Origin of the sequence: Xanthomonas sp. NCPPB 1067 (assembly GCF_020783795.1) — a bacterium.
In the GTDB taxonomy this organism is placed as follows: domain Bacteria; phylum Pseudomonadota; class Gammaproteobacteria; order Xanthomonadales; family Xanthomonadaceae; genus Xanthomonas; species Xanthomonas melonis.
This window is the reverse complement of sequence record NZ_JAJGQG010000001.1, coordinates 138,935-153,490: the sequence shown is the minus strand read 5'-3', so window position 1 is coordinate 153,490 and position 14,556 is coordinate 138,935. Positions and strand designations below refer to the sequence as shown.

Annotated in this window: 16 protein-coding genes; 6 read left to right on the top strand and 10 right to left on the bottom strand. The window is 67.8% G+C overall.

Translation table 11 applies throughout. The annotated features are described in order from the left end of the window. Window positions 1-192: 192 nt before the first annotated feature. Window positions 193-789 carry an OmpO family porin gene (locus LL962_RS00625; RefSeq protein WP_104588575.1) on the top strand — a complete coding sequence of 199 codons (597 nt, stop codon included), beginning with the start codon at window positions 193-195 and terminating at the stop codon, window positions 787-789. Between the two features lie 413 nt (window positions 790-1,202). Here the strand turns inward: LL962_RS00625 and LL962_RS00620 are convergent, their stop codons facing one another. The 6 genes from LL962_RS00620 to LL962_RS00595 form a co-directional block, all read right to left on the bottom strand. Continuing rightward, window positions 1,203-2,228, bottom strand: a complete 1,026-nt coding sequence (locus LL962_RS00620) for an NAD(P)H-dependent glycerol-3-phosphate dehydrogenase (protein WP_228315505.1) — start codon at window positions 2,226-2,228, stop codon at window positions 1,203-1,205. A gap of 14 nt (window positions 2,229-2,242) precedes the next feature. Then, a complete protein-coding gene (secB, locus tag LL962_RS00615) occupies window positions 2,243-2,758 on the bottom strand; it encodes a protein-export chaperone SecB (protein ID WP_104588531.1) in 516 nt (171 codons plus the stop codon). A 109-nt stretch (window positions 2,759-2,867) separates the two neighbouring features. Then, complete coding sequence (locus LL962_RS00610; RefSeq protein WP_104588530.1) at window positions 2,868-3,302, bottom strand: rhodanese-like domain-containing protein; 435 nt, start codon at window positions 3,300-3,302, stop codon at window positions 2,868-2,870. Window positions 3,303-3,378: 76 nt separating this feature from the next. Continuing rightward, the gene (locus tag LL962_RS00605; RefSeq protein ID WP_104588574.1) at window positions 3,379-3,801 is read right to left on the bottom strand and encodes a hypothetical protein; all 423 of its coding nucleotides are present in this window, start codon (window positions 3,799-3,801) and stop codon (window positions 3,379-3,381) included. A 29-nt stretch (window positions 3,802-3,830) separates the two neighbouring features. After that, window positions 3,831-4,301 carry a YiiD C-terminal domain-containing protein gene (locus LL962_RS00600; protein WP_167395427.1) on the bottom strand — a complete coding sequence of 157 codons (471 nt, stop codon included), beginning with the start codon at window positions 4,299-4,301 and terminating at the stop codon, window positions 3,831-3,833. Between the two features lie 255 nt (window positions 4,302-4,556). Further along, the gene (locus tag LL962_RS00595) at window positions 4,557-5,366 is read right to left on the bottom strand and encodes a glycosyltransferase family 25 protein (protein ID WP_228315504.1); all 810 of its coding nucleotides are present in this window, start codon (window positions 5,364-5,366) and stop codon (window positions 4,557-4,559) included. Between the two features lie 221 nt (window positions 5,367-5,587). Here LL962_RS00595 and LL962_RS00590 point away from each other — a divergent pair, with 221 nt between their 5' ends. From LL962_RS00590 to LL962_RS00580, 3 genes are all read left to right on the top strand, one after another. Beyond that, window positions 5,588-6,358 carry a uroporphyrinogen-III synthase gene (locus tag LL962_RS00590; protein WP_228315503.1) on the top strand — a complete coding sequence of 257 codons (771 nt, stop codon included), beginning with the start codon at window positions 5,588-5,590 and terminating at the stop codon, window positions 6,356-6,358. A gap of 103 nt (window positions 6,359-6,461) precedes the next feature. Further along, window positions 6,462-7,439, top strand: coding sequence for a uroporphyrinogen-III C-methyltransferase (locus LL962_RS00585; protein WP_104588527.1), 978 nt, complete (start codon window positions 6,462-6,464; stop codon window positions 7,437-7,439). Then, entirely contained in the window at window positions 7,436-8,701 is a 1,266-nt protein-coding gene (locus LL962_RS00580) for a heme biosynthesis protein HemY (RefSeq protein WP_228315502.1), read from the top strand. Before LL962_RS00585 ends, LL962_RS00580 begins: the two co-directional genes overlap by 4 nt. Before the next feature lie 188 nt (window positions 8,702-8,889). Here LL962_RS00580 and LL962_RS00575 read toward each other — a convergent pair whose 3' ends face one another. Together LL962_RS00575 and LL962_RS00570 are read right to left on the bottom strand one after the other, a co-directional pair. Beyond that, a complete protein-coding gene (locus tag LL962_RS00575; RefSeq protein WP_167395424.1) occupies window positions 8,890-9,435 on the bottom strand; it encodes a hypothetical protein in 546 nt (181 codons plus the stop codon). A gap of 119 nt (window positions 9,436-9,554) precedes the next feature. Continuing rightward, window positions 9,555-10,850 (bottom strand): acetyl-CoA C-acetyltransferase, encoded by a 1,296-nt coding sequence (locus LL962_RS00570; protein ID WP_104588525.1) that lies wholly within the window; start codon window positions 10,848-10,850, stop codon window positions 9,555-9,557. An 88-nt stretch (window positions 10,851-10,938) separates the two neighbouring features. Here LL962_RS00570 and LL962_RS00565 point away from each other — a divergent pair, with 88 nt between their 5' ends. Next, window positions 10,939-11,823: a hypothetical protein gene (locus LL962_RS00565; RefSeq protein ID WP_167395423.1), complete on the top strand. Its 885-nt coding sequence runs from the start codon at window positions 10,939-10,941 to the stop codon at window positions 11,821-11,823. Beyond that, window positions 11,820-12,257: a VOC family protein gene (locus LL962_RS00560; RefSeq protein WP_228315501.1), complete on the top strand. Its 438-nt coding sequence runs from the start codon at window positions 11,820-11,822 to the stop codon at window positions 12,255-12,257. Before LL962_RS00565 ends, LL962_RS00560 begins: the two co-directional genes overlap by 4 nt. Window positions 12,258-12,492: 235 nt before the next feature. Here the strand turns inward: LL962_RS00560 and LL962_RS00555 are convergent, their stop codons facing one another. Then, entirely contained in the window at window positions 12,493-13,140 is a 648-nt protein-coding gene (locus LL962_RS00555) for a superoxide dismutase family protein (protein WP_104588523.1), read from the bottom strand. Between the two features lie 47 nt (window positions 13,141-13,187). Further along, window positions 13,188-13,787, bottom strand: a complete 600-nt coding sequence (locus LL962_RS00550) for a superoxide dismutase family protein (protein WP_228315500.1) — start codon at window positions 13,785-13,787, stop codon at window positions 13,188-13,190. Between the last annotated feature and the right edge of the window lie 769 nt (window positions 13,788-14,556).

The window sequence follows — 14,556 nt, the reverse complement described above, 5'->3', positions numbered from 1 at the left end:
CACGCTTTACGTATGCGCTCGTCGCACCGACGCGAAACACAAGAAAGCGCAGCTGAATCTGGTGCGATGATTCATCGACTGGTCAGTCCAGAATTCATGTCGCGTTCCATCGCATAACGGAGAATTTACATCTCGGCAGCGAACGGCATTCGCCTCAGCGCCGGCCCAAACCAATAAGTACAGGTATTGATCATGAAGAATTCCCTGCTGGCCCTCGGCCTCCTCGCCGCCCTGCCGTTTGCGGCCTCCGCTGCTGAAAACATCTCCTACAACTTCGTCGAAGGCGACTACGTGCGCACGCCGACCGAAGGTCGCGATGCCGACGGCTGGGGTCTGAAGGCCTCGTACGCCTTCGCACCGAACTTCCATGTGTTCGGCGACTACAGCAAGCAGAACGCCGACGACAACAACAGCGTGTTCGAAAGCTCCAACTCCGACTTCCAGCAGTGGGGCGTGGGCGTGGGCTTCAACTACGAGATCGCCACCAGCACCGACTTCCTGGCACGCGTTGCCTACCGCAAGCTGGATCTGGACACCCCCAACGTCAATTTCGACGGCTACAGCGTGGAAGCGGGCCTGCGTAATGCGTTCGGCGAGCACTTCGAAGTCTACGCCCTGGCTGGCTACGAAGACTTCTCGAAGAAGCGCGGCATCGACATCGGCGACAACTTCTACGGCCGCCTCGGCGCCCAGGTGAAGTTGAACCAGAACTGGGGCATCAACGGCGACATCCGCATGGATGGCGACGGCAACAAGGAATGGTCGGTCGGCCCGCGTTTCAGCTGGTAAACCGCACGTTTGACTGCGGCGCGACTCTCTCCCGCGCCGCATCGGAAGCCCGGTCCCCCGACCGGGCTTCTTTCTTTTGCGCGATCGGGCGGGCACATGTGCCACCGCGTGTTGACCGGCTCGCGCCCACCGGATGTTCGCCGACACGCCGTGCAGCCACAGCGCACCGTGGCAATGCCGGCATGCGCTGCTGGACGCTCTGCATCTGGTAGCGCCGGATTATCTGCAGGCAGGCAAGGAGTGATACGTTCGCGGCCGAGTCGGCAGGCAGCCCGGCGATATGCAGGGCGATGCCGTTGCCTGGCCAATACCTGCGCCGCCACAAGGCTTACCGCAATCGCTAAACACAACGCCCGGCGATGCCGGGCGTCTGGTTCGGGTTGTGCTGTCGCCTCGGATCGGCGTGCCGACGATCAGGTGAACAGGGTGTGCGGATACTCGGGCTTGCGCTCGCGCGCCAGCAGGCCCTTCAATCCGGCTTCCGGCGTGATTTCCCCGTGCAGGACCGCACGTACGGCGTTGGAGATCGGCAGTTCGATGCCGTGCTGTTCGGCCTGGCGCATGACTTCGTCGGCCGTCTGCACCGACTCGACCACCTGGCCGATCTCGCGGATCGCATCGGTCAAGCTCTGCCCGCGCCCCAATGCCAGGCCCAGCCGGCGGTTGCGCGACAGATCGCCGGTACAGGTCAGCACCAGATCGCCCAGCCCGGCCAGCCCCATCAAGGTCTCGGGACGTGCGCCGATCACGGCTGCCAGGCGCAGCATCTCGTTCAGGCCACGGGTGATCAGCCCGGCACGGGCATTGAGACCGAGCTGCATGCCATCGGCCACGCCGGTGGCCACGGCCAGCACGTTCTTCATCGCACCGCCGAGTTCGGCGCCCACCATGTCGTCGCCGGTATAGGCGCGAAAGGTCGGGCCATGCATGGCATCGGCCACGGTCTGCGCGAAGGCGGCATCGTCGCCATGCACGGTGATGGCGGTCGGCAGGCCGAGCGTGACTTCCTTGGCGAAGGACGGCCCGGTCACCACGGCCAGCGGAACGCCGGGGCCAAGCAGATCGCGCGCCACTTCATGCAGGAAACGTCCGGAACCCGGTTCGAAGCCCTTGGTCGCCCAGGCCACGCCCGCGCCGGCCGGACGCAACGGTGCGATCACCCGGATGGTCTCGGTGAAGGCATGCGACGGCACCACGACCAGGATCCACTGCGCATCGGCAATGGCCGACTGCAGATCGGTGGTGGCACGCAGATTCTCCGGCAAGGCAATGCCGGGCAGATAGCGCACGTTCTCGTGGCGACGGTCGATGGCGTCCACCATCGTCGCATCGCGTCCCCATAGCACGGTCCGATGACCGTGCCTGGCAAGAAGCGCGGCCAAGGCCGTGCCCCAGGAACCGGCGCCGAGAACGGCGATCTTGTGGGTCGAATCGCTCATCGGCGCAACGCAGCTCAGGCGTTGCCGGCCGGCTCGGAATCGGCCAGCGAGGTGCCTTCGCCCTGCGAACGCTGACGCAAGGTTTCTGCGTACAGGGCTTCGAAGTTGATCGGCTGCAGGTAGAACGGCGGGAAGCCGCCAGCCTGGATCAGGTCGCTGACCAGGGTACGCACGTACGGGAACAGGATGTTCGGGCACTGGGTGCCGAGCAGCACGTCGATCGCCTGCGGCTCCAGGCCGACCAGGCCGAACACGCCAGCCTGCTGCACTTCGGCCACATAGGCCGTCTTGCCGCCTGCGGTGCAGGTCAGGGTCACGGCCAGCACGACTTCGAAGGCGTTGTCGTTCAGGCGCTGAACCTTCTGGTTGAGGTTCAACTGCAGCTCGGGCTGGTTGGCATCGTTGAACACGGCCGGGGCGTTGGGCGATTCGAAGGAAACGTCCTTGACGTAGATCTTTTCGATGGTGAAGGCGGGGCCAGCAGCGGTGTCGGCCGGCGCGGCGGCGCCGTTGAGGATTTCGTCGGACATTCCTAACTCCAGAAAACGGTTCGGTGGATGCAGCGTTGAGTGATGCAGACGTGAAAGCGCGAGTCTCTCACGCAAGCAATGGGGGCTTGGAAGCGCCGTACAAGGCGGATCAACGGCCCTTGATCAGAGGCAGCTCGGCCATCTGCCAGGCGGCGACGCCGCCTTCGAGCCAGTACACCTGCTCGAAGCCGGCCTTCTTCAGTGTCTTGGCGGCGCCTGCAGAGGCGTTGCCGCTGCGGCACACCACTACCACCGGCGATGCCTTGGCGTTGGCAAGCAGCTTGCCGGCCGGGTCGAACTTGGCCAACGCCACGTTGCGGCTGCCGGCGATATGGCCTTTCTCGAAATCGGCAGCGGGCGACAGATCGATCACCAGTGCATTTTCGCTGTTGATCAGCCGGGTCAGCTCGGCCGGCTTGAGCGCGCGGTAGCCGCGGAACAGGCGCGCGACCTCGGTGACGATCAGGGCAATGGTCAGGCCCACCAGGGCCAGCGACAGCATGGGGTTGCGGCCGACAAAGGCCTGCAGCTCTTCGAAATTCACGGGATCAGGGTCAGTCGAGCGGGCGGGAATTGTCGCACAGCTGGCGCACGCGACGGCCAGCGCGGCGTATCGCCGGCTACTGGCCTTTCCACAGATCCGGCAGGCCGCTGGCCAGCCACCAGCGTTTGCGCTCGGCGTCCCAGCGCCAGATCTCGACGCTGCGCACCAGCCGTTCGGCCTGGGTATTGCGATTGATCACGCGCAGTTCGACTTCCCGGCGCAGGTCCCCGGCCGGGTCTTCGCCCACGCGCAGCTCGCGATAACCGGAGATCTGGATCTGCTCGTAGCGCGAGCGCTCCAGGTCGCTGAGCGGATGGGCCTGCGCGTAGGCCGGTTCGACGAAGCCTTGCGCGGCATCGAAATCGCTCCAGCGCACGGCGGCGGTATAGGCGGCCTGGGTGGTTTCCAGCGCGCGCGCCTGCGCCCGGCTGCCGGCGGTGGCCGCCCCGCTCAACATCGCCAGCCCCAGCAGGACCACCGCTCCAATGACTGCCCGCATCTGCATTCCCCCCCGATTCAGACCGCATCCTACCGCTTCGGAAACGCCACGAAGCGTCCGCTCAGGGTCGCCGCGGCAGTGCCCGACCCCAGCGCGATCTGCGCACGCATGCCGATGCGCGCCTTGCCACGCTGGCGGAAGGTGGCCAGGAACGCCTCCCATCCACCCAGCTCCGAGGGGGCCGCGTCGGCCACCAGGTCTTCGTACACCGGTGCGACATAGCGCAACTGGCTGTCGGCGACATAGACATCGGCATCGTGCCCTGCCAGCTGCAGTTGCAGGGTCAACCAGCCCCAGCCGGCCAGCGTCATCAGCGAGGCCAGGCTGCCGCCGAAGGCATTGGCCTTGTCGTTGACGTTGGCCTGCAGCGGCGCACGCAGGCGCAGCGCGCCGTCGTGCAGGCCATCGACGGCGATACCCATCGACTGGACCGGCGGCATGGCGATGAACTGCTGCTGCAGCGACTGCAGGGCGGATGCGAGCGAGCACGAAGAGGTCATCGGCAACGGCTGGAAGACGGCGAAGGGCGGCATCATGCCGCAATGTCCGGCGAGCGTCTTGTGCGACGACACGACATGCGGTACCGCATGGTGAACGCGTATGGGATTGCAGCGGTGGGCACCGCAGACATCCATCACTTCGGCTGCCGTTGGCAGCAGCGCGGTCGACCACGCGCGTGCCGGCATGCATGGAGGCAGCATGCCGGCCACCGCCGCATCGCCCCTTGCAGCCGCCGCGCGGCGGCCGGTACGAGGTCAGGGAGCGAACTGCACTTTGCGGTAGCCCTGTGCGACGCGCAGCAACGCGGTGGCCTTGGCTTTCCAGTGCGCACTGCGCTGGCGTTGCGCCTGTGTCAACGGCGCATCGATAGTGCTGGCGAACACGATCTGCTCCGGCGCCGCATGGAAGAACTTGTCCTGGATACAGGCAGCCGGCGAGAGCTGATAGGTGGCCAGTCGATGCGCGACCGGCGATTCGTTCCAGCCGAACAGGAAGATATCGGCCATGGTGTGCCAGCGCGCCTCGGCTGCCAGCAGCAGCCGTGCCGCATCGCGGCTGACGATCAGCGCGCCGGCGCACACCGGCCAGCAATGCTGATGCGGCGACGGATGTACCGGATGCAGCCGGCGTCCGGCGATCTCGGTCACCTGGGCATCCAGCTTGATCCGGTTGTACGAGGGCTCCAGGCGCACGATGCTGTTGCCCGCCGGCAGCCAAGCGGTATCGCGCAGCAAGCTGGGCAGCGCGTCGGACAGGTGCATGTCGTCCTCGAAGATGGCGGTGTAGGCGTCCTGCGAGTCGGCCGCAACGCGCCATGCCGCGTAGTGGCTCAGAAAGCAGCCGATGTTGGAGGCCGTCCATCGACGCGGCCCGGAACTGTAAGCATCGCCGGAGCCTTCCAGCGGGCGCTCGCGAACGAAGTCGGCGATCTGCTCGGGCGTCAGGGTCGCGCCGTCGACGGCGGGTAGGCGCTCGAACGGCAGACCCAACGCCTGGAACCGTGCCGACATCGCCTGCAGCCGGTCGCCGCTGCGCTGCATGTTGATGAGATACGACTTGATCACGGCGCCACTCCAGCTCGGTTGGGAGTGGCGGATCGTGGCGGGATTGGATGCGTTTGCAAGAGGGGACCGAATGAGACAAAAGTCTCAAAAAGGACCTATTCGGACTGGGCTGCCCCGGCGACCTCGCGTACCACGCGGCAGCCATGCCCCCGGATCGCCCCACGCGCCGTGCCCGCCCCCGCTATCGCACCACGGCGTTGTGGCTCTCGCATAATCGCGGCATGACCCGCGTTGCCTCCGATCCCTGGACCCTGATCTCGCTGCGACCCAGCGGGGAGCATGCGCCACTGCGGCGTGCCGCCGCGCGGTATGGCGGCCGCGTGCTGGCGCTCTCGCCCTGGCGGCTGCAGACCGACGGCACCGAGCAGGCCCGCGCTGCGCTGCAGCTGGCACTGCAGGCACCGATCGTGGTGTTCACCAGCCCGGCGGCGGTTCAGGCCGCGCATCGGCTCGCGCCGCTACGACCACCGGCGCAGACGCACTGGGTCAGTGTCGGTGAGGGCACTGCGCGCGCCTTGCAGGCGTGCGGGGTCGATGAGGTGGTGTGTCCGCAACGCATGGACAGCGAGGGCTTGCTGGACTTGCCCCTGCTCCGCGCGCCATTGCAGGCGGTGGGGCTGATCACGGCCCCAGGCGGGCGCGGCATGCTGGCACCGGCGCTGGAACAACGCGGCGCATGCATTCTGCGCGCCGACGTCTACCGGCGCGTGGCCCTGCCACTGCGCCGCTCGGCGATGCAGGCGCTGGTGGAGGCACTTCCGCGCAGCGTGCTGGCCCTGAGCAGTGCGCAGGCGCTGGCGCTGATCGTGCAGCAGTTGCCCGATGCGGTGCTCGATGCATGGCGGCAACGCCCCGTGGTGGCCTCCAGCGAACGCATGCTGGCAGCGGCGCAGGCAGCGGGCTTCCATCAGGTGACGCGCGCGCCAGGACCGCTGCCGATGCAGCTGGCCGCCGCTGCGGCAGCGGTCGTGACACCGCCGCGACCTTGCTGAACTACGAACTCGAGCACAGCTTGCGGGTGTCCGCTGCGGCACGCCATGCTGTACTGGATGACTGCGGCGCTTGCGCCGATCGTGACCGCTCGAGGATGTCCGAATGACCGAAATGTCCGCTCCTGCGCGACGCGTTCCCTGGGTCTGGCTGCTGCTCGCAGTCGCGGCAGCGGCCGTGGCTGCGGCGCTGTTTTTCGGCTGGCGCGCATGGCAGGGGTACCAGGCGGCGCAGGTGCAGGCCGCGCAGGCGCAGCAACAGCGTTGGGACGGCACGCAACAGCTGTTGGAAACGCTGCGACGCGATCAGCGCCTGGCCAATGAACGCCTGCAGGACGCGGCGGCCACCAATCGTGTCCTGCGCGATGAAATGTTGGGCCTGAGCCAGCGTAGTGCCTTGCTCGAAGACACCGTGCAGAAACTGGCCGACCCCAATCGCCACGGCGCGCAGGCGCTGCGATTGGACGAAGTGGAATTGCTGTTGCGGCTGGGCCAGCAGCGGCTGAGCGTGGCCGGCGACGCCGACGGCGCGCGACGCGCCTACGCCTTGGCCAATGGCGCGCTCAACGGCATCGACGATCCGGGCTATCTCAACCTGCGCCAGGCGCTGGTGCAGGAGCGCGATGCGCTCGATCGCCTCGGCGCCGGCCCGCAGGCCCAGGTGGGCCAGGCCTTGGACCGGCTGGCCGGCGATCTGCAGCGGCTGCCCGAACGTGCCGCCCAGCCCGGCGACGCCGCACGCCCATGGTGGCAGAAGGCGCTGGCGCCGCTGGTGGACATCCGTCCCAGCCGCGGTCAGACCCTGCTCACCGGCAGCGAACGTCACGCCGCAGCCGACGCCTTGCAGGTCGAGATCAGCCTGGCCCGCGCGGCTGCCGAACGCGGCGATGCCGACGGCTTGGCGCAGGCACTGCGCCGTGTCGATAGCTGGACCGTGCGGCTATGGCCCGACTCACCGCAGCGTGGCCAGGTGCGTGCACGCCTGCGCACGCTGCAACAAGCGCCACTGCGTCCGCGCCTGCCGGAGCTGGGCACCACCCTGCTGCAATTGCAGGCCATGCGTGAAGGGAGATCCACCCAATGAAAGTATTGCGTACCGTCCTGATCCTGCTGGTTGCCGTGGCCCTGGGTGTCCTCGGTGCGCAATGGTTGTCGCACCAGAACAGCTACGACCTGGGCAACGTGGCGGTCAGCATCGGCGGCAACGACTACCGCGCCGCCATGCCGCAGGCGGTGTTGATCCTGGTCATCGCACTGCTGGTGCTGTGGCTGCTGTGGACCCTGGTCAGCCTGCCGTTCCGCGTCTGGGGCAAGTACCGGCGCAAGAAGGGCCGTGCACGCCTGATCGAAGGCCTGCGCGCGGCCGACCATGGCCAGTGGCAACGCGCCGAGCGGCTGCTGGTCAACGCCAGCGAGGACGAGGAAGTCAGCGGCATCGCGCTGGCCAGCGCGGTGCGGGTGGCCGATGCGCGCGGCGACGCGGCCTCGGCCGATGCGCTGGCGCAGCGGCTGGCAGAGCGCGACCCCACCGCGCATGCACTGTTGCAGGGCGAGCGTCACCTGGCCCGCCAGCACCCGGTGGAGGCCATCAATGCGCTCGATAGCGCCGCCGCGCAGCCGCTTCCGGCCCGTGGCCTGTTGCTGCGCACGCATGCGCTGGCGCAGATCGGGCGCGCCGACGAGGCCTATGGCCAGCTCGGTGCCCTGCGCCAGCAGGCGGTGCTGGCACCGGAGGCATACGCCGCGCTGGAAGCCACCTTGGCCGAGCAGACCCTGCTGCAGGCCGGCGATGCCAACGCGCTGGCCGAACGCTGGGAAGCATTGCCCAAGGCGCTGCGGACCTATCCCGCCGTCGTGGCCGCCTATGCGCAGCGCGCCGCCGTGCTGCACTGGGACGATGCCGCCGTGCACAGCCTGGAGCAGGCGCTGGATGCGCAGTGGAACGAAGCGTTGATACGTCTGTACGGCGTGCTGCCACTGGAGAAATACGATTCGCGCCGCGCCAGTGCGCAGCGCTGGCTGGCCCAGTTTCCGGATAGCCCGGGCTTGCTGCTGACGCTGGCACGCCTGGCGCGCCACCAGCAACAATGGTCGCAGGCCGAGGAATTCCTGCATCGCGCACTCGCAAATGGCGCCGGTAGCGAGGCCTGGGAAGAGCTGGGACACGGGTTTGCTGCTGCCGGCGACCTGCTGTCGGCCCAGCACTGCTATGCCAACGCGCTACGCGCCGCACGCGGCGAGCCGGTGCACGAGGGCCTGCCGCAGCAGTCGCCGCGTGGACCGCTGGTGGCGGTAGGGCCGACGCCCGCCGCCGATCCGCTGGCGCCGGACGACCGCATGCCCTGACCGCACAGCCGCTTCCCGGCGGGAGCGGCCCGAGGCTGGCGGCGGTCGCCGTCGGGACGCCCGCACGCGACTATGCACTCGGTCGCCGCGCTGCTTTCACCCTGGCACCGGAACCGCCGTTGTGCGCATGCAGGTGCGAGAGGAACCGTGCAGGCCATCCATTGCCGGGACATGCGCGGCCAGCGCGATCAGTCGCGGCGCCGTGCGTCCGGTGGGGGCGGTGGCAACGCGTGCAGAAACGCATCGCAGGCCCCGAGATAGCGGGCCTGCCAGTGACCGACCGATCGCGGCGACAGCACCCGCGACCCCAGCCGGCCCACCAGCAGCATGGCCGCCATCACCGCGCTGCCGATCACCCAGCGGAAGTCGCTGTCCAGCGACAGGCCGCAGACCAGCAGCGCCAGCACCGAGGCCAGCGCCACGGCGACGTAGCGCACGCGGCGGCGCTCGTGCCGACTGCACAAGGTGAGCACATGCGCGCTGCGCTTGCGCAGGGCGATCGCCAGGATCAGATACGGCAGCACCCCCAGCAGCAGGGAGGCGTAGATCACCGGATGGTGCCAGTGAAAGATATAGCGCCGCGGCGGCAGATCCGCTGGCGCATTGCACTTGACGCAGCGCGGCGGCAGGTTGGCGCCCGGCGTGCAGACCAGCACATCGCCCTCGCGCCAGACATCGCCGTGTGCCGGGGTCAGATACAGGCTGGGTGGCTCGCGCCGTTCATCGTTCGACATCCATGTCTCCTTGCAGGTTGGGGATTCGGGATTGGAGATTCGGAATTCGTGATTCGCAAGAACGGGTTTTGCCTTTGCCAATCCCCAATCCCGAATGCCCAATCCCGCTGCGCAGCAGCCTAGCGCTCGACGATCGCCACCACGCCCATGCCGCCGGCAGTGCAGATGGAGATCAGCGCGCGCCCGCCGCCCCGCTCTTCCAGCTGCTTGGCGGCAGTGGCGACCACGCGCGCACCGGTGGCAGCGAACGGGTGGCCGGTGGCCAGCGAGGAGCCCAGCGGGTTGATCTTGTCCGGATCGATGCGGCCCAGCGGCGCATCCAGGCCCAGCCGGTTACGGCAGTAGTCCTCGCTTTCCCACGCTCGCAGCGTGCACAGCACCTGTGCGGCGAAGGCTTCGTGGATTTCGTAGATGTCGAAATCCTGCAGCGTCAGGCCCTGGCGCGCCAGCATCTGCGGTACCGCAATGGTCGGCGCCATCAGCAGGCCTTCGCCGTGCACGAAGTCCACCGCCGCCACCTGCGCATCGCGCAGATAGGCCATCGGCGTGTGGCCATGCGCCAGCGCCCACGCTTCGCTGGACAGCAGCACGGCAGCGGCGCCGTCGGTGAGCGGAGTGGAATTGGCCGCAGTCAGGGTGCCGCGGCCGGAAGTCTTGTCGAACGCCGGTCGCAGCGTGGCGAGTTTTTCCAGCGAGGTGTCCGCACGCAGGATGTTGTCACGCGAGACACCGCGAAACGGCGCGATCAGCCCATCGAAAAATCCACGCTCGTACGCCGCGGCGAGCTTGTGGTGCGAGGCCACCGCCCACTCGTCCTGCGAATCGCGCGAGATGTTCCATTCCTTGGCCATGTCCTCGCAATGGTCGCCCATGCTCTTGCCGGTGCGCGGCTCGGCCACGCCGGGGAACTCGGGCTTGAGTTCGGCGAGCTTGAAACCGCGCAGCAGCGTCTTGAGCTTGTCGCCGGTCGCCTTGGCACGATTGGCCGCCATCAACCGGGCGCGCAGTTTCTTGCCGTAGACGATCGGCACTTCGGAAGTGGTATCCGAGCCGCCGCCGATGCCCGAATCGATCTGCCCCAGCGCGATCTTGTTGGCGATGGTGATCACCGAGTCCAGGCTGGTGCCGCAGGCGCGTTGCAGGGTGAGGCCGGGTGTCAGCGGCGACAATCCGGACGAGAGCGTGGCTTCGCGCGCCAGGTTCCAGTCCGCCGAATGCTTGATCACCGCCCCCATCGCCACTTCGCCCAGTTGCTGGCCGTGCAGCCCGAAACGCTCGACCAGCGCGCCCAGCGTGCGCACGGACATGCCCAGATTGCCCACATCCGCATAAGCGGTGTTCTGGCGACAGAACGGGATACGGACGCCGCCAAGAATGGCGACGGGACGGGCTGCGGGCATCGGTTGACCTGGCATGGAGGACTCGGGGACATGGCCTGCACAGGGCCGGCAGGCATAATGTCGGCAGTGTAGCTTCGACCCCGTGATGGGCCAACCGCGAATCATGAGCAAGACCGAACACGGCGTGACCGCCATGGGTGTACTGGCGCTGGAATTGACCGGCGGCACCGTCCCCGAGCGCGGCGCATTGGCGCCGGAACAGGCCGGCATGCTGGCCGAACGCATCGGCCGCGACCTGGCGCAATGGATTCCCGAGGTCCGGGAACTCGAGCTCAGCGTGGCCATGGCGCACTTCGACCCGGCCGAAGTGCTGCGCCCGGGTTGGCCGCTGCATCGCCGGCTGGAAGAATTGCACGCCCGTGCGCCGGGACGCGACCAGGGTCCGCGCCTGCTGGCCTTCGGCGCCGATGCGCACGGCGAGATCCCATTGCCATTCCAGGCCGACGCCCAGCTCACCGGCGGCGGACTGCGGGTATTGCCGTTCCTGCTCACCGGCAACGCGCAGACCGTCGCCACGGTGGCAGAAGCGATGGAAGAGGTGCTGCTGGCTCAGGGCATGGCCCAGGCCGACACCGCGCTCCTGGCACAGGAGAGCTTCGGCGCGCGCATCGAGCATGCGCGCTATCTCACCGCGCACGATCTGGCTGCGATGATCTCGATGCAGTACGACAATCAGGGCCTGGCGCCGCTGTGGCCACTGATCGAAGCCGCCCTGCTCGCGCCGACCAGCGAGGAATGGCTGGATCAGGCACCGGAGCCGGTGTTGCGCTATGTCGATGGCGAGGTGCGCATCGCCCTGTTCGATCCCGCAGGCTGGTGCGATTACTACGCGCACGATCGCGGGGATTGCGAGCGCCTGCGCGGCGTCTACGAACACTTCCTGTCACGCCAGCGACAGATGGCGGCGGTGCTGGAGGCACACGGCCTGCCGGTGCTTTATGTGCATGTGGAACCTGGCCAGGATCCGCGTCAGGCGCTGGCCGCGTGAGCCAGACGCCGCTACCGGCACCACCTGCGCTGCAGGGCGTGCTGGAAACCGGCATCTACGTCGCCGACCTGGAACGCGCCTGCGCGTTCTATGCCCGCGTGCTGGGACTGCAGCCGATGCACCGCGATGCGCGCATGGCCGCGTACGCGCTCGCACCGGCGCAGGTCCTGTTGCTGTTCCTGCAGGGAAGTACCTCCACCATGGTGACGCTGCCAGGCGGCACCATTCCCCCGCACGACGGCAGCGGGCGCACACACTACGCACTGGCGATCGCCACCGATGCGCTGGATGGATGGCTGGCGCATCTGCAGCGCTGCGGAATCGAAATCGAAGGCCGCACGCAATGGCCAGGGGGCGGACACAGCATCTATTTCCGCGACCCGGACGCACATCTGGTGGAGCTGGCCACACCCGGGCTGTGGGCGAACTATTGAGCCGTGCATGCCGCCGGGGCGTCGGTTGACAAGCATGGCTCGAAGAAGCATCCATCGTCGGCACTGCGATTGGCAGCAGGAACGACGCATCGGCATTGCGCCACACCGGTGACACCGGCGCGCGTCGTTCGAACCGGCACGATGCAGACCAGCCAGCCGGCTGGCGATGGTGCCTGAGGACTCCACCGCCGCCTCCAGGCAACGCCGCGATGCAGGCATCGCGGCGTTTTTCCGCTTACCGGGCAGGCGCCGGTGCGTTGTCGGTGGTGATCACGCCGCAGGCCAGACGTCCGCCAGCGTTGCCGGTGGGCTGGGTCTTGTAGTCGTCCGGGTCGGCGTGGACGATCACCGCGTGACCGGCGATATCGGACTGATCGGCCTTGCCGAGATTGACGTTGCTCGACACCGGGCCGTCGATGGAGGCGTTGCCTTGCGCATCGGCCTTGATATTGGGCATGTCGCCACCGTGGTGCGGATCGGCGCTGACGTTGCCGTGATCGGTCTGGGCCGGATTGAAGTGGCCACCGGCGCTGCTGGCGTCCGGCGCACTGCAGTCGCCCTTCTCGTGGATATGGAACCCGTGTTCGCTATTGGGCTTGAGCCCGCTCAGCTGGCCGGTGACGCGCAGCGCGCCATCGACGGTCTTGAACGTCACCGTTCCCTTGACCTCGTTGCCCTGGGTCGGTTTGAGCTCGGCAGTGGCGGTGGTGGCAGCGGTTGCCTCGGTGACCATCGACGCTGCATGTTCGCCGCCATGCGCGGCTTCGGCCGGCGTGCCGGCCTGCGGAGCGGGCGCCGGCTCGGCCGGTGCGGGCTCCTCGCGTTTGCACGCGGTCAACGCCAGGGCAGTGGCCAGGAACAAGGTGGTAGGAACGATACGCATGAAAGAACTCCCGGAAGCGCCGCGACTGCGGCCATGAATGCCCCGAATCAGGGCTGCGGAGGGGCCGCGCCCCATTGCGTGACGCGAATGACGCCGCATGCGGTGCGGGCGCCTGCATTGCCGCTGGGCTGGCTACGGTAATCGTCGGCGTCGGCATGCACGATCAGTGATTTGCCGACCACATCGGTCGGCGCCGCATCGCCCAGGCTGATGCCCGACACGATCATGTCCAGGTGCGCCACGCCTTCGGCATCTGCACGCAGATTGTCCATATCGCCCAGGTGATGCGGCACGGTGCCGGCACGGCCGTGCGCGGACGCGGTCGGGTTGAAATGGGCACCGGCGCTGCTGGCATCGGCTGCGCTACAGTCGCCGCGCTCGTGGACGTGGAATCCGGCCGCCGCGCTAGGACGCAGCCCACCGATCGTGCCGGTGATGCGGATGCCCTGCAATGCCGGCACCAGTACCACACGCCCGCTGACCAGGCTGCCCGATGCCGAAGCCAACGCCGCTTCGGCCTGCTGCACCGGGCGCGTGGGCACGACCCGCGCCTGCACCGGCGGCGGCGTGGGAGCCGGCGGCGTGCTGCTGCAGGCAGCGAGCGCCAGAGCGGCAAGCACAACGAGCGTAGACGACCGATAACGCATCGAACTTTTCTCCTGATCAGGTTTGGAACCTATGCGGGTGCGTGTTCACATGTCATGAAATGCACTCGGCGGCAGGCCGGGAGTTTACGGGGCTGGATTGCGGGCCGGGACCTGCGCAACTTGCGCCCTCACCCCAATCCCTCTCCCGCAGGCGCAAGAAGGGCTCGACTGCGAAGATCGATGCTTGCCTTGCCCGCGCGTCTTGCCGTCTTCCGCGTGCGGGGAAGGTGCTTGTCCAGGGCGACGAGCTTGCCTGTGATTCCGCCTTCTCCCGCGTGCGGGGGGAAGGTGCCCGAAGGGCGGATGGGGACGTCATGCGCCGCCAGGTCATCGAGACAGTGGCGCGTGCGAGCGAGAAAACGGCGAGCTGGCCTGTGATTCCGCCTTCTCCCGCGTGCGGGGGAAGGTGCCCGAAGGGCGGATGGGGGCGTCATGCGCCGCCAGGTCATCGAGACAGTGGCGCGTGCGAGCGAGAAAACGGCGAGCTGGCCTGTGATTCCGCCTTCTCCCGCGTGCGGGGGAAGGTGCCCGAAGGGCGGATGGGGGTGTCGTGCGCCGCCAGCTCATCGAGACCGTGGTGGGTGCGAGCGAGAAAACGGCGAGCTTGCCTGTGATTCCGCCTTCTCCCGCGTGCGGGGGAAGGTGCCCGAAGGGCGGATGGGGGTGTCGTGCACCGCGAGCTCATCGAGACCGTGGTGGGTGCGAACGAGAAAACGGCGAGCTCATGCGCGCCTGCCGTCGTAATGCCCTTCGAACTCGCCGGTTCGCT